The sequence below is a fragment of the Acinetobacter sp. X9 genome (assembly GCF_054889255.1).
This window is the reverse complement of the sequence record NZ_CM142679.1, coordinates 1,709,894-1,729,580: the sequence shown is the minus strand read 5'-3', so window position 1 is coordinate 1,729,580 and position 19,687 is coordinate 1,709,894. Positions and strand designations below refer to the sequence as shown.

General features: G+C 41.2%; 19 protein-coding genes. 7 read left to right on the top strand and 12 right to left on the bottom strand.

Annotated features, from left to right (window positions below):
• The first annotated feature begins 84 nt into the window (after positions 1–84).
• The 7 genes from ACYU0V_RS08220 (at position 85) to pcaD (ending at position 6,471) form a co-directional block, all read left to right on the top strand.
• Entirely contained in the window at positions 85–1,191 is a 1,107-nt protein-coding gene (locus ACYU0V_RS08220) for a muconate/chloromuconate family cycloisomerase (RefSeq protein WP_025467469.1), read from the top strand.
• Between the two features lie 23 nt (positions 1,192–1,214).
• Entirely contained in the window at positions 1,215–1,505 is a 291-nt protein-coding gene (gene catC / locus ACYU0V_RS08215; protein WP_016145449.1) for a muconolactone Delta-isomerase, read from the top strand.
• A gap of 161 nt (positions 1,506–1,666) precedes the next feature.
• Entirely contained in the window at positions 1,667–2,587 is a 921-nt protein-coding gene (gene catA / locus ACYU0V_RS08210; RefSeq protein ID WP_002113693.1) for a catechol 1,2-dioxygenase, read from the top strand.
• 134 nt (positions 2,588–2,721) lie between these two features.
• Positions 2,722–3,393: a 3-oxoacid CoA-transferase subunit A gene (locus tag ACYU0V_RS08205; RefSeq protein ID WP_005069060.1), complete on the top strand. Its 672-nt coding sequence runs from the start codon at positions 2,722–2,724 to the stop codon at positions 3,391–3,393.
• Between the two features lie 18 nt (positions 3,394–3,411).
• A complete protein-coding gene (locus ACYU0V_RS08200) occupies positions 3,412–4,065 on the top strand; it encodes a 3-oxoacid CoA-transferase subunit B (protein ID WP_461849721.1) in 654 nt (217 codons plus the stop codon).
• A 401-nt stretch (positions 4,066–4,466) separates the two neighbouring features.
• The gene (gene pcaF, locus ACYU0V_RS08195) at positions 4,467–5,681 is read left to right on the top strand and encodes a 3-oxoadipyl-CoA thiolase (protein WP_461849719.1); all 1,215 of its coding nucleotides are present in this window, start codon (positions 4,467–4,469) and stop codon (positions 5,679–5,681) included.
• A 10-nt stretch (positions 5,682–5,691) separates the two neighbouring features.
• Positions 5,692–6,471 (top strand): 3-oxoadipate enol-lactonase, encoded by a 780-nt coding sequence (gene pcaD / locus ACYU0V_RS08190; protein WP_057068175.1) that lies wholly within the window; start codon positions 5,692–5,694, stop codon positions 6,469–6,471.
• Positions 6,472–6,524: 53 nt separating this feature from the next.
• Here the strand turns inward: pcaD and ACYU0V_RS08185 are convergent, their stop codons facing one another.
• The 12 genes from ACYU0V_RS08185 to ACYU0V_RS08130 form a co-directional block, all read right to left on the bottom strand.
• Entirely contained in the window at positions 6,525–8,012 is a 1,488-nt protein-coding gene (locus tag ACYU0V_RS08185; protein WP_461849717.1) for an NAD-dependent phenylacetaldehyde dehydrogenase, read from the bottom strand.
• Between the two features lie 34 nt (positions 8,013–8,046).
• Positions 8,047–9,264, bottom strand: coding sequence for a hypothetical protein (locus ACYU0V_RS08180; protein ID WP_461849920.1), 1,218 nt, complete (start codon positions 9,262–9,264; stop codon positions 8,047–8,049).
• Between the two features lie 144 nt (positions 9,265–9,408).
• Complete coding sequence (gene tynA / locus ACYU0V_RS08175) at positions 9,409–11,724, bottom strand: primary-amine oxidase (protein WP_461849715.1); 2,316 nt, start codon at positions 11,722–11,724, stop codon at positions 9,409–9,411.
• Between the two features lie 209 nt (positions 11,725–11,933).
• A complete protein-coding gene (gene feaR / locus ACYU0V_RS08170) occupies positions 11,934–12,848 on the bottom strand; it encodes a transcriptional regulator FeaR (protein ID WP_005305971.1) in 915 nt (304 codons plus the stop codon).
• Between the two features lie 197 nt (positions 12,849–13,045).
• Positions 13,046–14,002, bottom strand: coding sequence for a p-hydroxyphenylacetate 3-hydroxylase reductase component (locus ACYU0V_RS08165; RefSeq protein ID WP_325792228.1), 957 nt, complete (start codon positions 14,000–14,002; stop codon positions 13,046–13,048).
• A gap of 45 nt (positions 14,003–14,047) precedes the next feature.
• A complete protein-coding gene (locus ACYU0V_RS08160) occupies positions 14,048–15,001 on the bottom strand; it encodes a PDR/VanB family oxidoreductase (protein ID WP_325792227.1) in 954 nt (317 codons plus the stop codon).
• 34 nt (positions 15,002–15,035) lie between these two features.
• On the bottom strand, positions 15,036–15,773 hold the full coding sequence (locus tag ACYU0V_RS08155; protein ID WP_057086177.1) for an SDR family NAD(P)-dependent oxidoreductase: 738 nt from the start codon (positions 15,771–15,773) through the stop codon (positions 15,036–15,038).
• Positions 15,774–15,783: 10 nt separating this feature from the next.
• Positions 15,784–16,269: an aromatic-ring-hydroxylating dioxygenase subunit beta gene (locus ACYU0V_RS08150; protein ID WP_087088245.1), complete on the bottom strand. Its 486-nt coding sequence runs from the start codon at positions 16,267–16,269 to the stop codon at positions 15,784–15,786.
• Positions 16,270–16,279: 10 nt separating this feature from the next.
• Entirely contained in the window at positions 16,280–17,557 is a 1,278-nt protein-coding gene (locus ACYU0V_RS08145; RefSeq protein ID WP_199977603.1) for an aromatic ring-hydroxylating oxygenase subunit alpha, read from the bottom strand.
• 29 nt (positions 17,558–17,586) lie between these two features.
• Entirely contained in the window at positions 17,587–18,120 is a 534-nt protein-coding gene (locus ACYU0V_RS08140) for a nuclear transport factor 2 family protein (RefSeq protein WP_325792226.1), read from the bottom strand.
• Between the two features lie 4 nt (positions 18,121–18,124).
• Positions 18,125–18,484: a hypothetical protein gene (locus ACYU0V_RS08135; RefSeq protein WP_017481023.1), complete on the bottom strand. Its 360-nt coding sequence runs from the start codon at positions 18,482–18,484 to the stop codon at positions 18,125–18,127.
• Between the two features lie 25 nt (positions 18,485–18,509).
• Positions 18,510–19,658: an acyl-CoA dehydrogenase family protein gene (locus ACYU0V_RS08130; RefSeq protein ID WP_080612885.1), complete on the bottom strand. Its 1,149-nt coding sequence runs from the start codon at positions 19,656–19,658 to the stop codon at positions 18,510–18,512.
• Between the last annotated feature and the right edge of the window lie 29 nt (positions 19,659–19,687).

The following is a 19,687-nucleotide window of genomic DNA, read 5'->3' as shown; positions in this document are numbered from 1 at the left end:
TATCTTAAAATACCGTTCTATATCTATTTTAGGCTATTACATTCTTCTATGGTATGTAAACAAGTTTGAAATAGTTGAAACTTCATGTATAGAACCATAGAAACCATACTTGTGGATATTCCAACTATCCGTCCTCACCAATTGTCTGTGACTACCATGCGTACTCAGACTTTGGTGCTCGTTAAAATTACGACTACGGATGGTATTGTAGGTTGGGGTGAAGCGACCACCATTGGTGGACTGAACTATGGTGAAGAAAGTCCTGAAAGTGTCAAAGCCAATATTGATACTTACTTTGCACCATTACTCGCATCAGTTAAAGATTTAAATGTTGCTCAAACACTAAAACTGATTCGTAAGAATATTAATGGTAACCGTTTCGCGAAATGTGCCATTCAGACTGCTCTACTTGATATTCAGGCAAAACGTTTAGGCGTGCCATTAAGTGAAGTTTTAGGTGGCCGTCTGCGTAATAGTTTACCTGTACTTTGGACGCTCGCGTCTGGTGACACAGAAAAAGATATTGCTGAAGCTCGAAAAATGATTGAGTTAAAACGTCATAACACGTTCAAACTCAAAATTGGTTCACGCCCTTTGCAACACGATGTTGATCATGTGATTGCAATTAAAAAAGCACTCGGTGCAGATATTAGTGTACGCGTTGACGTAAATCGTGCATGGTCAGAGCTGGAATGTATTCAAGGTATTCAACAGCTACAAGATGGCGGGATTGACTTAATTGAACAGCCTTGTGCTATTCAGAACACTGAAGCTCTTGCGCGCCTAACACAGCGTTTTGATGTCGCAATTATGGCAGATGAAGCTTTAACTGGTCCTGACAGCGCATACCGTATTGCAAAAAGTCATGGTGCAGATGTATTTGCGGTGAAAATTGAACAATCTGGTGGTCTCATTGAAGCGTGTGAAGTTGCCAAGGTTGCAGGTTTGGCTGGAATCGATCTTTATGGCGGTACTATGCTTGAAGGCCCTGTAGGTAGCATGGCTTCTGCTCATGCGTTTGCAACCTTTGAAACATTAGCGTTTGGTACTGAATTATTTGGTCCGTTATTGCTTACCGAAGAAATTTTGAAAGAACCGCTACGTTACGAAAACTTTGAATTGCACTTGCCAACGGCTCCTGGCTTAGGCATTGAAATTGATGAAGATAAAGTCGAGAAGTTACGTCGTTAAGGCAACAGGATAAGGAGTTTCCCATGTTATTTCATGTACGTATGGATGTGCATATTCCACTTGATATGCCAGCCGACAAAGCAAATGAAATTAAGGCTGTTGAAAAAGCCTATTCGCAAGACTTACAGCGTCAAGGTAAATGGCGTCACATCTGGCGAGTTACAGGCCAGTACTCAAACATCAGTATTTTTGATGTCGAGAGCAATGAAGAATTGCACAATATTTTACAGGGTTTACCTCTCTATCCTTACATGGATATCGAAGTTATGGCACTTAATCGCCACCCTTCTTCTGTTCGTGATGATGATTCGTAAACCAAAACAATTTTTTAAATGTGATCTCTGAAGTCCATTTAAAAAACCAAGCAGATTATTCAGAAGGTAACAAGGAACGTGGCGGCACTTATTCGCTAGCAAAACAAAATGCCCGCAGCGCTGCCACCCAAAACCGTATTGCATACTTAAGGAGTTTTAGTATGAACCGTCAACAAATTGATGCGCTTGTAAAACAAATGAATGTCGACACTGCAAAAGGCGAAGTTGATGCACGTGTTCAACAAATTGTAGTGCGCCTTCTCGGGGATTTATTTCAAGCCATTGAAGATTTAGACATCCAACCTTCAGAAGTATGGAAAGGTTTGGAATATTTCACAGATGCTGGTCAAGCAAACGAACTTGGTCTTTTGGCAGCTGGCTTAGGTTTAGAGCATTATCTTGATTTACGTGCAGATGAAGCTGATGCCAAAGCTGGTGTTACGGGTGGCACACCACGTACCATCGAAGGCCCACTTTATGTAGCTGGCGCGCCTGAATCTGTTGGTTTTGCGCGTATGGATGATGGTACAGAATCTGGCAAAATCGATACCTTAATTATTGAAGGTACTGTGACCGATACTGATGGCAATATCATTGAAAATGCCAAAGTTGAAGTATGGCATGCCAACAGTTTGGGTAACTATTCATTCTTTGATAAGTCTCAATCTGACTTCAACTTACGTCGTACTATCTTGACTGATGCTGATGGTAAGTATGTTGCATTAACAACTATGCCTGTAGGTTATGGTTGCCCGCCAGAAGGTACAACTCAGGCCCTTCTTAACAAATTAGGTCGTCATGGTAACCGTCCATCTCACGTTCATTACTTCGTTTCTGCACCGGGTTACCGCAAGCTAACTACTCAATTCAACATTGAGGGTGATGAGTACTTATGGGACGACTTTGCTTTCGCAACCCGTGACGGCTTAGTTGCAACAGCAGTTGATGTAACTGACCCAGCTGAAATTCAACGTCGTGGTTTAGATCACGCTTTCAAACACATCACATTTAACATTGAACTTGTTAAAGATGCCGCTGCTGCTCCTTCAACTGAAGTTGAACGTCGTCGCGCTAGTGCTTAATTGAAAATATATGTGAGTTAAAAGTTCGCTTTTGACTCACAAAATTTATTCCATTTATTACTACCATTAAGAATTTAAATAAATTTTTAGCGGTAGTAATACATCACGTTACCTCATGCTCTAAGGTTTCTCACATGATTGACAAAAGTAAGTCCTCACTAAGCGAGGTTCTATCGCAGATTAAAGATGGTGCAACCATTCTGATTGGTGGTTTCGGTACCGCAGGACAACCCGCTGAACTCATTGATGGTCTTATTGAACTCGGTGTTAAAGGCTTAACCATTGTCAGCAACAATGCCGGTAATGGCGATTATGGTCTGGCGAAACTGCTTAAGGCTGGTTCAGTTAAAAAAGTCATCTGCTCTTTCCCACGTCAGTCTGACTCTTATGTGTTTGATGAGCTGTACCGTGCCGGAAAGGTCGAGCTTGAAGTGGTACCACAAGGTAATCTGGCGTGTCGTATTCAGGCAGCGGGTATGGGCTTAGGCGCTGTATTTACCCCAACAGGCTTTGGAACACTTTTGGCCGAAGGTAAAGAAACCCGTGAGATTGATGGGAAAGATTACGTACTTGAATATCCGATCAAGGCTGACTTTGCCTTGATTAAAGCTTACAAGGGCGACCGCTGGGGCAATCTGGTTTACCGTAAATCTGCACGTAACTTTGGCCCGATTATGGCCATGGCTGCGGATGTCACTATTGCTCAGGTTTCTGAAGTGGTTGAGCTAGGTGGATTAGACCCGGAACACATCATCACCCCAGGTATCTTTGTACAGCATGTTGTACAAGTAGCGCCAGCACAATAAGCAATAAGGAGAAATAACATGAGCTACCAGAAACTCAGCCGTGACCAGATTGCAAAACGTGTGGCACAAGATATTCCCGATGGTGCCTATGTGAACTTGGGTATTGGTTTACCAACCAAGATCGCTAGTTACTTACCTAACGACAAAGATATTTTTCTTCATTCTGAAAATGGCTTATTGGCCTTTGGCCCACCGCCAGCGGCAGGTGAAGAAGACCCTGAACTGATTAATGCGGGTAAAGAGTTTGTGACCATGCTTGAAGGTGGTAGCTTTTTCCATCATGGCGACTCATTTGCCATGATGCGTGGTGGTCACCTTGATATTGCTGTACTTGGTGCCTTTCAGGTGGCAGCGAATGGTGACTTGGCGAACTGGCACACGGGTGCACCGGATGCGATTCCTGCTGTGGGTGGTGCAATGGATTTGGCGGTGGGTGCCAAGAAAGTATTTATCACTACAGACCATGTGACCAAACAAGGTGAGCCGAAGATTGTCGCTGAGCTGAGCTATCCAGTTACGGGTAAACACTGCGTTGATCGTATTTACACCGATCTTTGTGTGATTGATGTGACCAATGATGGTTTAAAGGTGATTGAGAAAGTTGAAGGTCTTAGCTTTGATGAGTTACAGGCTTTAACAGGTGCAACTTTGATTAATGCCACTCAAGATTAAAATTTAAAACAGCAGTAACTATCGTGAGAGGCGACATGGATGTCGCCCGTTGGACAGGGAGGCATGGAAGCCTCCTCTGTTCAACAAAGGTTTTTGTTACTTTTGACCTTTCAAAAGTAAGATATCGCTTATGCAACAGACTTATGGATATCACAATAAATTACAGCCGTGATGTTATCCGTTGATATGAAAATTTATAAATCATCACAACGGAGTCTTATCTGTTGAAGCCAGATGCCAGTAGCTAATTCGTGTCACTTTTTTAAAAAAGTAACCAAAAATCTTTGTTACTCAGACACAACCTCCCTGTTGTGCTGAGCAACGAGGCGACATCCATGTCGCCACCACGAAATACTTACGGAAAGGGCTAAAAAGGCCTGAAGTAAAGGACGAAAGTTAGAATGAAAAACGCTTATATCATCGATGCAATCCGTACTCCATTCGGCCGTTATGCCGGTGGCCTTGCACCTGTCCGTGCCGATGACCTTGGCGCTGTGCCGATTAAAGCGCTCATGCAGCGTAACCCGAATGTAGATTGGGAACAGGTCGATGATGTGATCTATGGCTGTGCCAATCAAGCCGGTGAAGATAACCGTAATGTCGGTCGTATGTCAGCACTTCTTGCAGGGTTACCGTATCAGGTGCCAGCAACCACCATTAACCGTTTGTGTGGTTCATCACTCGATGCCATTGCCATTGCTGCCCGCGCCATTAAAGCAGGTGAAGCGAATTTGGTGATTGCAGGTGGTGTGGAAAGTATGAGCCGTGCACCTTATGTGATGGGTAAGTCAGACAGTGCCTTTGGCCGTAGCCAGAAGATTGAAGACACTACCATGGGTTGGCGCTTCATTAACCCGAAACTTAAAGAATTGTATGGTATAGACACCATGCCCCAGACTGCCGAAAACGTGGCTGAACAGTTCAACGTCAATCGTGCAGATCAGGACCAGTTTGCCTTGGTGAGCCAACAACGCACCGCAAGCGCGCAAGCCAAAGGCTTTTTTTCTAAAGAAATCGTGGCAGTTGAAATCCCTCAGCGTAAGGGTGATGCTGTTGTGATTGATACTGATGAACATCCACGTGCATCGACCACACTTGAAGGTTTAAGCAAACTTAAACCTGTGGTTAAAGCAGATGGCACAGTAACAGCAGGCAATGCTTCAGGTATTAATGATGGTGCAGCAGCTCTACTGATTGCATCTGACGAAGCGGTTCAGGCTTATAACCTAAAACCGCGTGCCAAGATTATTGCTTCAACAGCGGTGGGTGTAGAACCACGGATTATGGGTTTTGCTCCTGCACCAGCGATTAAAAAATTACTAACACAAGCCAATCTGACTTTAGATCAGATGGATGTAATTGAGCTGAATGAAGCTTTTGCTGCACAAGCTTTGGCAGTGACCCGTGATTTAGGTTTACCAGATGATTCTGACAAAATAAATCCAAATGGTGGTGCAATTGCATTAGGTCATCCACTTGGTGCATCAGGTGCACGTCTTGTGACTACAGCCTTGAACCAGCTTGAACAAACAGGTGGTCGTTATGCCTTGTGTTCAATGTGTATTGGGGTGGGCCAAGGTATTGCTTTGATTATTGAACGTGTTGAAGCACTTTAAGGAGAAACAAATGCCATCTTTTCAATCTGCCGATGCACAAATTAACTATCAAACTTTTGGTGAACCGTCTTCCCCTGCTCTGGTGTTTTCCAACTCTTTGGGCACCAATTATGGTATGTGGCAAAAACAGTTTAATGAGTTAAAAGATCAATTTTTTGTGATCTGCTATGACACACGTGGTCACGGTTCATCCTCTACACCTGACGGTCCATACACTGTAGAACAATTAGGTGAAGATGTTGTCCGCTTACTGGATCATCTGAATATTAGCAAAGCTGCTTTTTGTGGTATTTCTATGGGTGGTTTAACCGGTCAATGGCTTGCGATTCACTACCCTGACCGTTTTAGTCGTGTAATTGTGGCAAATACTGCCGCTAAAATTGGACAAGAACAGGCATGGCTTGACCGTGCAAAATTAGTACGTCAGCAAGGTTTACAGCCAATCGCAGCCACAGCAGCTTCGCGATGGTTTACAGATCCCTTTATCCAAAGTCATGCTTCAATTGTCAACAACCTGTGTAACGACTTAAGTGCTGGCAGCGCAATGGGTTATGCCAATTGTTGTGAGGCTTTGGCTAAAGCGGATGTCCGTGAGCAGTTAAAAAACATCAAAATTCCTGTATTGGTGATTGCTGGAACTCAAGACCCTGTAACGACTGTTGCAGATGGTGAGTTTATGCAGCAACGCATTCCACAATCAAAACTTGCAGAAATAGATGCCTCTCATATTTCCAATGTCGAGCAGCCAGAAGCTTTTAATAAAATCCTAAAGAACTTTTTATTAGGTTAGTTTTAATGTTAAAAATGGCCTATAAAGGCCATTTTTTTATATCTCGTAGAAACTTAATATCGAATCATCACCGATTTTAATTCGGTGTAATCTTCAATAAATGCATCTGAAAACTCTCTGCCAATTCCCGAAGCTTTCACCCCGCCAAATGGAACAGATGGATCTAAGAATGTATGCATATTGACCCATAAGGTTCCTGCTTCAATTTTAGGAATTAATCGCAAAGCTTTAGACAAATCATTTGTCCAGATACTTGCAGTTAAACCAAAGCGCGACTGATTCATAAGCTGAATAAGTTCTTCATCAGTTTCGAATGGCATTACCCCGACTACTGGGCCAAAAGTTTCCTCTGAAAATAAAGGATCATTGGTATTTTTGAAGGAAATTAAAGTCGGCTGTACAAAATATCCTGTCTGATCTAGAGCCTCACCTCCAGCAATAATCTGGTTGTTGGCTTTAGCCATATCTAAATAATGTTTCACTTTATTAAAATGTGGCTGATTAGAGAGTGGACCAAACATACTTCCTTCATCCATAGCCGATCCAATTTTAAACTGCGAAAGTGCTTTAGAGAGTTTCTCGACAAGTTCATCATGTTTTGTACGGTGTACAAAAAAACGCTCTGGGGATGCGCAAACTTGGCCTTGATGTACAAAAGTTGCTTGCAACAAAGTCGGTAAAATCTCATCAATATTTGCATCGGCCAAAACAGCTATGGCATTTTTACCACCCAGCTCCAGACTTACACGGGTTAAATCACTGCTCATCGCGAGCTTACCAATCGCAATGCCGGTTGGAACTGAACCTGTAAATGAGACTTTCTTAACGAGTGGTGACTCAATTAAATATTGTCCTGTATCTCCCTTACCTGTCACTACATTAATTACACCCGCTGGAATACCTGCCTCAATCGCAAGTTCAGCTAAACGTAATAAAGATAAGCTGGCAAACTCACTTGGTTTAAGCACAATGGTACAGCCAGTTGTCAAAGCTGAACCGATTTTCCAAACGCCAATCATGAGTGAGAAATTCCAAGGCACAATCCCTGCAACCACACCTACTGGTTGCCTTAAAGTAAAGGCCGTATATTTTTCTCCTTGCATAGAAGGAATAGAAGGTTGCATGGTTTGACCATTAATTTTGGTTGCCCACCCTGCAAAATATCTTAAGAAAATAACGGATTGTGCGACTTCAAGATGACGGGAAATATTGATAAGTTTTCCTGTAGACAACGTCTCGAGCTGAGCAAGTTCTTCACCATGTTGTTCAATTAAATCTGCCAACTTATTTAGTTTAACGCCACGTTCGTACGGTGTAGTTTCAGCCCAAGCATTTTGAAAAGCATGTTCAGCACTTTTCACCGCATTTTCGACATCGTGTTGACTGCCTATACTGATTTGAGCAATAACCTGTTCAGTCGATGGATTCACAATATCCACTTTATCTAAAAGCTCGGCAGCAACTAATTTTCCATCAATAAAATGTCCATGTTGACGCGCCATAAATTGCTGCACGCTTTGTAAAATCTGAACTTCACTCATTTTTTATTTCTCTCAATTCATTTAAAAGGATCTATTAATAGATGTATTGCAAAATTAACTGTGCATAGACATTGGTCTTGTCATCGTAGTTTTGAGTACCACCACTATGGATATCGTGTTTTGGTTTATAAAGTCCCACTAAAGGAATAACATTGAATTTTTTATTAACCGACCAGACCGAAAAGACATCCAGCTCATGTCCGTCTATATTAGTTAAAGACTTATTTACTGTTTTGAACTTATAGGCCAAAGCACCCAACATAAAATTTTCTTTCAAGTTCATCATGTAAGAAACTTGATGAATATCTGCATTTTTATTGAATGGGCCTGCATAGTTTCCGGCAACTTCGCCCTGAAACCATGTACCAAAGCCGACTGTATTTCCATAAAACATCGTGTCGTATTGGTCTGAAAAATGGCTAAAACGATAGCCTAATGAGGGCGTATATTTTGAAGATAAAAAGTTATAGTTCAGCGCTAAGTAACCAGCATTTTCTTGGCCATCTTTTTTATCTTGCACCACAAACTCAGTTTTGAGCTGTAGTTCTGGTAAAGGTTGATAATTCAAACGTAAAGCATAATTTTTAAGATCTTCGCGCCCTGAAACGTGTTCAACATCTTCAAGATCTAATACATTTAAGTAAGTGAACCCAACACCTTTATCTTTAAGCTGATACATCAGATCAGCCACAAAGAGTTCTGGGGAAAATTGTGCTTTATTGTTTGACTTTAAATAAGCCAGCTTTAGCGTTGTATTTTCTTGCGATTTGTATTGAAGCAAACTTGTAAAATCAAAGCTTCGACGAGCTGCCAGATAATATGCTCCGCCCCGATCTAGTGTACCGTCCGCAGGTGCTTTACCGAGGTTTAACGCATCACCCGCAATGAAGAACCCGTCACCAATCATGATATTTTGTCGACCGATACTTAAATCATAGGTCGTTAACTCATCTTTATTGCTGCCGTCTTTAAAACCAATGATCCATTCATTCACATCTGTTTTACGTTCTTTGCCATTACTATTTTGGCCGGCATCACCATCACCAAATGTTGCCGAGCTAATACCGCTCAAACTTGCATAGAGCTGATTGTTTTTAAAGGTGTATTGTCCTTTAGCACCATATTTAAGATGACCTTCTTGCCAATTAATTCTTTCATCCTCTAGATTTTCACCGTTATAGCTTTTACCGCTACTAAAAGCTCCAAAAGTTGCTTCAAAAGTCGGTTTAATTTCAAGCTCACCAGCATGCACAGTTGAAAAAAATGAGACAAAGAGAGTCCCTCTCACAACCTGAGAAAATAAATTTTTCATTGAGAAATTCCTTTTTTGCGAACGGTCTAACCGTGCTCAGGTATGGGTAACCTATTCGTTACCCATTCTGGCTTATTCACATTTTTATTGATGGTCGTGCTGTGTGTTTTGCTCTTCTTCACCCAAGTTTAAAGTCGGGGTGCTGTCAAAGAAGTTCCAAGGTTTGATGAGTGTATTCACCCACTCTGTCGGCATGATTGGCCATTCTTCAGCACGCGCCACATGCGTTGTACCTGTTGTCATCCAGACCACAAGGTCTTTATTTTCAATACTTTCATTGTTGCCAATGAATTGTCCTAATCCTGTGTCATGAGTTGAACGGTTTGAATATTTCCCTTCAGGGTAGCGTTCGTCTGGATTGTACTGAGTCACCCAAATTTGCTTATCCATAAAGTTCAAACGTTTAAATAACCATTCATCTTTAGAAAAATTGGCTCCTTTTGCCACAGGGTGTGTTCCACCTGCAAAAGGAATCAATTGGTAAGAAACTGGATTACCTAATCTATTTTCCTTGTTGAAATTCGTGAGTAAGCGAATGGTAGACGGATCAAATTTTTCAGCCGCATTTTGCTCATTCATAATGACTTTACTGTCAATTTGCATTGAACTTGTACGAACACCACCTTTCGCATTGGCTTTCACCACTGGGTCCATATGCATAAAGCTGTTGTTTTCCCCATCTACATCCATGTCTAAGCGGAAGTTATAGATGTGCTGATGCGTTGTACCCACAATATTATGGTCAATTAAAGTTCCATATTTGGTATCTTCTTTTGCGGTACTGTCATGCATGGTGCGTGATTTAACGCCTTTAACAGCTTCAATACCCGTCGCACCCGCATTAATTCCAATTACACCATTTTGGGCAAATACCCAGTCAAACATGTAATCGTAATTCCCCACTGTACTAATCCAGCGCACAACAAGTTCACGGCGGGCTTCACTAGCATCTTGGTTACCAAAAATTTCGTGATGTTTATATTCAGGCCCAGCATAACGCTCAAACACAGCAATGGCATTTGGAATTACTTGAGGCTGGCCTTTATAGTCTGCGATCACAGCATCAAGTAAAACAGCGTTGTCGGGTGCATCTGTTCCCGGAATAATAGATGAGGTAAGTGTTCCCATCCCATATTCGCCAGAGTCTAAATAAGATTTGAAGTACCATCCAATATCAGGGTCACCATATGGAACCACCATTCCACCAAGGTTTCCTTCATACATGACTTTACGCTTCACACCTTTATCTTTGTAAGTCACGGTTGAAAGCTGTAAGCCAACACGAGAGTCTAAGGCCACATGCAAACACCAGTTGCCCCAATGTATGGTTTGACCTGTAATGCTAAAGTTCTTACCCTCAGGTTCAATAATATTGAGTGGTTTTAGCTTACTTGCTACTGGCTTATTCGACATATAAGGTCGATTTGCCATTGGCACAGGAATGATTGCGCCTTCTTCAATCTTAATAATTTTTTCTTTATCTAAATCGACTACAGCAACTAGGTTCTCGATAGGATGCGCCCAATAATTACCATCCCCAACATCGAGATAGGCAACGACTTTTAATATATTGAGTTGTTTATCAAGTCCATCTTTGCCGCCAAAATATCCAACAGTTAGCGGTGTAGCAATCACTTTTTTCACATCGGTAATGCCGCGTTTGCGTAAAGCTTCCTGATATTCTTTACTTGTCTCAATTACGCGTTGTACAGCTTCAAAATTATCGAGCAACACCATTCCATGAGTGTCTTTAAGTACATTCCATTTGGTGACTTGTTGAGTGTTAAGATTAACTTCACCTTCAATCGCTTGACTCCCCTTTAACAAAATAAAAGAGGCAATACGATCTTCTTTAAATTCTTTGTGATTAATAAAGTAATCCCAAACTTTTGCTTTTTCAGGCTCTTTAAGCTTTAACTCGGCAAAACGCATATTTTTATAGGCATATTTCGAGCGGTTAATCACATCAAATGTTTTTTTAATTTCGTCAGAGTTTAGGCTATTGAGCGGGTGAAACGTATTTTCAATTTTAAAAGTTTGATCTAACCCAGACTGGAAAACTTCATTAAAAAAATCTTTTCCAATAACTGGTTTACCATCTTTGACTAATAAAGGGACACTGAGTTTAAAAGGTTTGCCATTTATCAAAACCTGATCTGAATTGGGTTTGGCCCGAACCACCATAGAGCCTTTGGTGATCATATAAGTATTAGTAAAATCGTCTTTGACAACTTTAGCACCTTGCTCACTCATATTTTGATAAAGTGAGACCATTTCGGCCTTTCCACCATGAGCAAACGCTTGAGTATTGAGTCCCCAAAAGCTTGCAGCGATTGATAAGTTAAGTGCCAGTATTTTTTGTATGTCATTCAATAATCGTTGTTTACGCATTGGTTTCATCCTTTTGATCTATCCCTGAACTATCTGAATCAGACAGTTAAAATGCACTTTCCTGTGAGTGAAATTAATTAGATTAACTTAATAGTTTTATGATTATTAAGCTTATCTAGCCTGCTCTAATGAATTTAATTTCAACACAGTTACATAGGGCTAGCTTGTTCAAGAATGACGTCGAACTTGTCTAAAAATGACATTGAGAGATGAAAGTTTTAAACCGAGATACCCTCTCTAAATTCTTTAGGAGAAATACCATAGGTCTTTTTAAATATTTTTGAGAAATGAGCGCCATCCCAAAAACCCCACTTCAAGGCGATTTGGGTAATCGAGCTTTGTTTATTTCTTTTATCAAGCAAATCTGCTTTGACTTTTTCTAGGCGTTTGAGCTGTATATATTTGTTAATCGATAATTTTTCTTGAAGAAATAGACGGTAAAGATGACGTAGAGATACCCCAATGTGCTCTGCAATTAATTTAGGTGTTAAATCTGGTTTTGCTAAGTTTTCTATAATATAGCGCTCGGCTTTTTCCATTAGATTATTGGAGCTATTTATATTTTTATAATTGATTGTGGGTTTGATTAAGGCGATCAGCGCATCTTCAAAAGCATTACCGTCTTCAGTTGCATACCAAAGTTTAATGTTTTCAGCAGACATATTTTTCAAAATATTCTTGAGTAAAAAACCACTCATATTTTGCGTAATGAGCTTTCCAAAATATTCAGTACTAATATTTTCTTTCAGTAATTTTTCACGCGACAGGTGCACTGAAATCTGACTTACCAAACCTTGCGGATACATCGAAATGGTTTCGACTGGATCGACCAACACAATATCGCCTTCATTTAGGCTTAAAGTTTCATTTTTATACTCGAGCAGCATTTTTCCCGAATACTGCAAAATCAAAAAGCAAAAACGATTATTCACTCGATCGATTTCATCGGCTTTTCGGACAATTTTATTTGCATTGTTTTTGATAAAAGCAATTTCGGTATCACCCAATAAAAAGCACTGAACTTCACCAATGAATAAATTACGGGTTCCGTCAAAATCGGTTTCAAAATTGCCGCACACACTTTTAATATGGTGCGTCCATGTGAGTAATGCATCGCTTACATATTGGTTCATCCCTTACCTCTCTATACACGTGCCACCGCTCAAGCTTTTGCTTCTGTGGTGGTACACTGTCTTGGCTTTTTGCAATCTTGTTTTATTGATAAACAAATTGTGTGCCAAAAATTCCTTATCCTTGGAATTGTTTTGATGATAGTCAGCTAGATGTGAAGAAGCTGATAAATCAATTTAATTTATCAGCTTAAGGGGACTTATGCTACTCCTGCAAAATCTCTCAGCATGGTAATAAAAATATCCTTTTGCTCATCAGAATACTTTTCAAACACCTCATTTTGATGGCTATCGGCAATATCAAACAAATACTGCGCTGTTTGTTTACCCTTTTCGGTCAATACATACAAATTATCGTGGTCAACCAATAACCCTTCAAATTTTAAGATTTCAGCCGACCTTTCAACTTCTTGCATTGGCATAGCAATATCACGCGGTAAATCTTCCTTACTTGAGGCAGTACCACTGGCCAAAACAAGCAAGAGACGTGATTCACTGGTACGGAAACCCGAAGCCATTTGCTTAGGGATATAGTCGGTTTGATAAGCTTTAAAAGCACGGCTCATCAAGTAGCAGACATTATTATATAAGTGCCCATAATGTGTTTGGTCTACACCGCTCTGTTCAGTTTGTTTAACTTGAAGGCTTGGATGCGGCATGACACAAGAATATGCGCCTTGATGGTAGACCAACGGGCTTCGGCCTTGGTCATGGAAACGAACCACTTTGCCAACAATAATCCAGTGGTCACCACCTTCAATCACTTGATAACGTTCGCACTCAAACACCGCAGAACAATTTTCTAAAATGGGAGCGCTTCCTGCACCAAGTTGAAAGTTTGTGTCTGCGAATTTATCAATATTGCGTCTCGAAAACTTATTAGACAGCTCAATTTGCGTGCCCGATAAAATATTAACTGCAAAATGTGTCGCTTCTTCAAATACTGAAAAACTTGACGATTTTTTATCAATGCTCCACAAAATAAGCGGTGGATCGAGTGACACCGAGTTAAAACTATTTGCGGTTACACCGACTTTCTCACCTTGTGCATTTTGTGCGGTAACAATGGTAACGCCTGTTGCAAAATTTCCTAATGCTCGTCGGAACTGTAATGGATCGACCGTAAACTCATCTATTTGTTGTAATACATTCATCATCTTTCTCCTAAACCTTCTCTTACATCCATATAAATCGCGAGAGCATTAGATATCTAAAACTAATCTCGGTGTTTTAGAGCGTGAACAGCACACCAATATTTGCTCATTGCTGGCCTTTTCTTCGTCAGTAAAATAAACATCTCGATGATCGGGTTCGCCTTCAATCACATCACACATGCAAGTTCCGCATACACCTTGCTCGCATGACATTTCGATCTCGATGCCTTCTTTAGCCAAAGCCTGCAAAATGGTTTCACCAGCTTCAACCATAATGATTTTTCCGCTACGTTCAGCCACCACTTCAAATGAATCTCCCGAGGTGTCAGTTTCGACTTGGAAATATTCTTTGTGGATTTGCTGCTCAGGAAAATTATGAGTCGTAGCAAGGTTAATCACCCAATCCATAAAACCGACTGGACCACAGGTGTAAATATGGCTCTCAAGATCAATATCTTTAATGGCAGATTCAAAAAATGCTCGGTGGCTTGCACCTTCCGATTTAAAATGCAAAGTTGTGTGTTTTGCTAACTCACCATTTTTAATTTCATCAACAAAAGCACAGTTTTCTGGGCTAGCCCCGCAGTAGTGAAGCTCAAATGATTCGCCTTCATGTGCAAGTTGATACGCCATCGTGATTAATGGCGTAATCCCGATTCCACCGCCAATCAAGACACTGTGTTTGGCTTTTAAAAGTGGAAATAAATTTTTTGGCTCACTGACCTGAATTTGCATGCCATCTTTAATTTCATCAAAAGCGGATATTGAGCCACCACGTGATTCAGGGTCACGTAAAATTCCAAGGCGAAACTTACCTTCGTCATTTGGATTTTGGCAAAGTGAATACTGGCGAACCATACCATTTGGTAAGTGCACATCAATATGCGCACCCGCTTCAACTTTTGGTAATGCAGCAGAAGTTGCAGATTCAAATTCCATGACTGCAATATTTCCACCTTCTACATGGCGATTTTTAACGACAACATCATAAAGTGTAGTCATGATTTAACTCCCTTTTCATGCCTAAGCTTGTGGCTTAGCGCATGAATAAACCACCGTTAATATCCCATGTTGCACCAGTCACAAACCCCGCATTTGGACTCGCAAGCAACCCACAAGTTTCAGCAATAAAATGCATACTTCCTAAGGCTTTAACCGGAATATTCTGGATGAACTGTTCCATTTTTTCGTCTGGCACCACACTATGAACGATCGGTGATTCCATCGGTCCCGGTGCAACTGCATTGACCGTTACCCCTTTTGCCGCAAACTCTTTGGCAAAAATTTTGGTTAACGTCACAATCGCACCTTTGGTTGCCGCATAGTGTGCACCTGTTGCAGTACCGCCATTTTGTCCTGCTAGAGACGCCATATTTATGATGCGCCCATAACCCTTTTTTGCCATATATTGGCCAATAATTTGACAAGCTTGAAAGGTGCCGCGTTGGTTAACTTGGGTGATCCAATCAAAATCGGCTGCGGTAATTTCTAATACTGGCGTTGCTTTGGTGACGGTGGCATTGTTAATTAACACATCAAGTTTAGAAAATTTCTCTTCAATCCATTGCACCGCTGCATGAAAATCTGCTTCGACAGAAATATCTAATTTCAAGGGAAACATATTTTGGGCATATTGACTTTGTGCCTTGGCATTTTCGGCTTTTTCAAGCGTACTTGCCGACAAAATCACTTGATGGCCTTGGCTTGCAAAATATTCAGCAATCACATTACCGAGTCCAGAAGCAGCACCTGTCACTAAAACAACCTGTTTCATGTTACCGCTCCTAAAGAATGTAGCTAATACCAGCTAAGGTATCGGTTGAGTTAACCAAGTTAATGATTTTACGGTTAATCTTAAAACCTGTAGTCGCATCACGAGTTAGATGGTAGGTAATATCGGCCGTGTAATGCTTGAGGTTTTCTTTACGGAATTCACGTAAGTTTTGAGCACAGCGTAAAACGATTTCATCATCCTGATCTTGAATCACTCGTACACGAGAAATGCTACGCACAGTATTTGCTTTAGGCGCTGTAGAAATTGCTTCACCATTTTCAAGACGCTGTACACGTAAAGTACGCATATGATTATCGTCATAGGCATAATTTAAGTTGTTTTCGTAGTCTGTGAGGTTCGGGTCAATTGGAATGATATAAACCCCTTTTTCATTCCATAAATTAAGCCATTCACGGTACTCGCTGTGGTCTAACATATCTGCTTCGGCCCAGATGAAAGCAGTGACTTCATTTAATAATTGCAGATTCATATTCATTGCTCTCTCCTTAAGCCGTCATCATCTTTTTCCACTGCTGATATGCTGCACGCATACCTGTTTCAGCACTGACATCACTTTTTAAGCCATCTTCGGTTTTGACTTCGCCCGGTAAACCGCGGTTGAGCATAATCCATAAATCATTACCCGCATTGGCGCCGTGTTGTACGCGCTCCCAAGCTTCGGAGTCATCTGGTGTGCCAAAACCAAATGGACCTTGGAAATGCTCATGCAAACGTAAGCGATATTGATTGGCAATTTGTGGACCGCCATCCATCGTAATTACCGAGTGATGAATTTCTGTTTCAGCAACTGAAATTGGCTGTAACACTCGGAAGAACGCCATCGAACATGCAATATTCGGGAATAAATTTAAGTTAAAGCCAGAACCACCAACTGCTCGAACAATACGGCGTACTTCTAACTCTTCATGGCCTTCGTCGCGCAAAGCTTGAGCCAAGTCTTCGAAACGCTCTTGAATTGGACGTTCCATAAGCTCTTCGTCTAGATCAACCAGTTCAGGAATCATCACCATGACACTGTGACCATTACCTAAGTCTTCAACAAAGCCCGGTTGGTTTTCGAAGTTAAAGAGTTCTTCTGTTTTTTCATCTACAGAACTTAAGAACGACTTGTGTACCAACGGGAAGTGATATGCATCAGTGGTATTTTCAAGCTGGATTTTCCAGTTACCCGGGAAACGGAAACGATGTTCACCTAACACTTTAATTGGATAACCCGCACCTTGTTTCATAAACAGGTCAATCCATTTTTTTGCTGGCCCAAGGAACTCATCAAGCGGTTGGATGTCTTCTTTAAATGAAGCGAAGATCATGCCGTTATATTCTTCTACACGTAGACTCACCAACGGTAATTCTGATTTATCTAAACAATCGCCGTAGCTTTCCGGAGATGGCACACCACGTAAACTACCGTCAAGTGCATAACTCCAACCGTGGTACGGACATACAAAACTGTTGGTTTTTCCTTTCTTATGTTCACATACAGTTGCTGCACGGTGACGACAACGATTTAAAAGTACATGGACTTTCTTTTTACGGTCACGCACCACAACAACAGGCTGTTTACCGATATTAATGGTTTTATAGCTTCCACCTTCCGGAATTTCACTCGCATGTGCAACCCACACCCAAGTGCTATAAAAGATTTTTTCCATTTCTTCATCAAAAATTCGTTCATCTTTATAAAGAGAAGTATGGGCACGGTCACTTTGAACCAAAGCATCGTAATCAGTGCCAATGTTATGCGTCGGGATAATACTGTTCATATCAATAGTCCTTTTAAATATGTCCTGGGTCATTCCTGGGAAGGTATCGGCAATTCAGCTTCACTGTGCCAATGCGATACGGGACGACTGAAAATATTCTGTGTTTGGAAATGTTTAATTTTCCATGTTCCATCTGCTTGCTTTTGAAACTTCACATTGAGCTTTGCTGTATTCAGATGACTACGGCCATCTTTAAACGTTGAAGTCTGCAACATCAGCCATGAAGCATTTGCATCATTTTGATTTACATAAATTTGTTCTGAATTTACAAAGTGTGCATTCATGACAAAGTGAGATTCTTTTTGGGTATAGCTTTTAAACATGTCGTAAATCGACTGCCAAGAAGCATAACGGCCAAAAGATTTGGCATATTTTTCGCCAACGCCTTCCCAAATACAGTCCTGATCAAAAAGATTCATCAGCTCGTCAAGGTCTGTATTTGCATTGAGCTCGTCGCAGATTTCCATATAGCGGTTCAGGCAGTTACGAATGGCGTTGTGCGCTTCTAACTGTTCTAGTCGCTCTATGATTTCTGCCATATTCACTTTGTCAGTCATTGCCATCGCCTTAACGTTGGATAATCAATTCACGCCCAACACGAGCTTCAACTTTGCAATATTTCCAAAGTTTGTATGGCCCTTCACCCACCACGGTCGTTCTAAACAAGTTACAAGCCGCGTGTACGGTTTCAATATCCGGAACATCTGCAAGCAAGTAAGTTGTCCAAGGCCATCCCGTACTTGGGCCAACCATGCTTTGGTCATCATCAAGATTTCCAAAAACATGTACGCCCGGTAAGTCATGAATGCCATTCCACATTTCACCAAACGCTGCCCAAACCGCTTTGGCTTCAGCTGGCTCTGCATCAAAAAAGTTTTGGTTAATACCCATGCAGAACAAGACGCGTAATGATTTTTTAGCTTCCATTTCAATATCCTTTTAAAAATTAAACTTATAAATAACCTGGGGTTGGTTTTAACCCGAAACTGATTGAGCCTGCATTTTGTAAAGTCGCATCGCCCATAAAGGCATGCTGAGTCACTACGTTGGTGTCATTCACAAAACGGCTAAATGGATTGTTGGTATAAATTGCTGTCATGCCTGCGAGCATTTGCATTTTTCGGGTGACTTTGGCGCAAACTCGCGCTGCATGTGTACATGCCAAACGCATATCGCTAATTTGTTCAGCAGTTGCTTCACGACCAGCAACAATTTCATTCCAAACAATATCCATGGTTTGATAAAACCAAGATTTTGCAGCCTGAAATTCTGCATCAGCTTGAGCAAACTCATATTGAGTCACTGGACGATTTGCAATTTCTGAACCGCCTGTAATCGATGCTTTACCTGGTGCTAATTTTTCAAATTCTTCTAATGCAGCAGCTGCAACACCAATACCCACCACGGTTAATACTTGCGTCGCTAACGAAAGTGACGGATATTTAAAAAATGGCTCACTGAGTTTCGAAGGTTCACCACGTACAAAGGTCCATTTCTTTTCGACTAATACATCTTCGACGACTAAGTCATGGCTTCCTGTACCTTTTAGGCCAACGGTGTCCCAAGTCATTTCGATTTTGGCTTTTTTGGCAGGCATCACTGCCATACGTGGTAAGCCTTGCATTTCATTGTTTTTAAGCGGTGAAATCCCCACACCAACAATGTCCGCTCCCATACAACCGCTTGAAAATTTCCAACGCCCACGAACCACTACACCTTCATCGGTAATTTCAGCTGGTTGCGGTGGAAAAATACCTCCGGCAAATACGACATCTGGTCCGTTTTGGTACAACTCTTTAAGTGTTTCTTCAGGCAAACTTCCTAAATACGCAGGACTCATACCGAAACTTGCCACCCAACCCACTGAACCATCAGCTTTAGATAAAGTTTCGATCAACTCACAAAACTGACGTGGTGACCATTCTTCCCCGCCAAAACGTTTAGGCACCAAGGCACGATAAACACCAATTTGTTTAAGTTTTTCGATAATGTCTTGACTCACATACGCCTGATTATCAAATTCACCTGTACAGGCACGCTCACGAATTTCTTGACACAAAGCCTCTAAGTCAACTGTTTTGTCTTGAGAAGCAAACTCCATTTTAGATAACTTATTCATCATCTAACTCC

Bases quoted from the DNA above. Each gene is read 5' to 3' on its own strand.
- ACYU0V_RS08220 (WP_025467469.1), top strand. From the start codon at position 85: ATGTATAGAACCATAGAAACCATACTTGTGGATATTCCAACTATCCGT.
- catC (WP_016145449.1), top strand. From the start codon at position 1,215: ATGTTATTTCATGTACGTATGGATGTGCATATTCCACTTGATATGCCA.
- catA (WP_002113693.1), top strand. From the start codon at position 1,667: ATGAACCGTCAACAAATTGATGCGCTTGTAAAACAAATGAATGTCGAC.
- ACYU0V_RS08205 (WP_005069060.1), top strand. From the start codon at position 2,722: ATGATTGACAAAAGTAAGTCCTCACTAAGCGAGGTTCTATCGCAGATT.
- ACYU0V_RS08200 (WP_461849721.1), top strand. From the start codon at position 3,412: ATGAGCTACCAGAAACTCAGCCGTGACCAGATTGCAAAACGTGTGGCA.
- pcaF (WP_461849719.1), top strand. From the start codon at position 4,467: ATGAAAAACGCTTATATCATCGATGCAATCCGTACTCCATTCGGCCGT.
- pcaD (WP_057068175.1), top strand. From the start codon at position 5,692: ATGCCATCTTTTCAATCTGCCGATGCACAAATTAACTATCAAACTTTT.
- ACYU0V_RS08185 (WP_461849717.1), bottom strand. From the start codon at position 8,012: ATGAGTGAAGTTCAGATTTTACAAAGCGTGCAGCAATTTATGGCGCGT.
- tynA (WP_461849715.1), bottom strand. From the start codon at position 11,724: ATGAAACCAATGCGTAAACAACGATTATTGAATGACATACAAAAAATA.
- feaR (WP_005305971.1), bottom strand. From the start codon at position 12,848: ATGAACCAATATGTAAGCGATGCATTACTCACATGGACGCACCATATT.
- ACYU0V_RS08165 (WP_325792228.1), bottom strand. From the start codon at position 14,002: ATGATGAATGTATTACAACAAATAGATGAGTTTACGGTCGATCCATTA.
- ACYU0V_RS08160 (WP_325792227.1), bottom strand. From the start codon at position 15,001: ATGACTACACTTTATGATGTTGTCGTTAAAAATCGCCATGTAGAAGGT.
- ACYU0V_RS08155 (WP_057086177.1), bottom strand. From the start codon at position 15,773: ATGAAACAGGTTGTTTTAGTGACAGGTGCTGCTTCTGGACTCGGTAAT.
- ACYU0V_RS08150 (WP_087088245.1), bottom strand. From the start codon at position 16,269: ATGAATATGAATCTGCAATTATTAAATGAAGTCACTGCTTTCATCTGG.
- ACYU0V_RS08145 (WP_199977603.1), bottom strand. From the start codon at position 17,557: ATGAACAGTATTATCCCGACGCATAACATTGGCACTGATTACGATGCT.
- ACYU0V_RS08140 (WP_325792226.1), bottom strand. From the start codon at position 18,120: ATGGCAATGACTGACAAAGTGAATATGGCAGAAATCATAGAGCGACTA.
- ACYU0V_RS08135 (WP_017481023.1), bottom strand. From the start codon at position 18,484: ATGGAAGCTAAAAAATCATTACGCGTCTTGTTCTGCATGGGTATTAAC.
- ACYU0V_RS08130 (WP_080612885.1), bottom strand. From the start codon at position 19,658: ATGGAGTTTGCTTCTCAAGACAAAACAGTTGACTTAGAGGCTTTGTGT.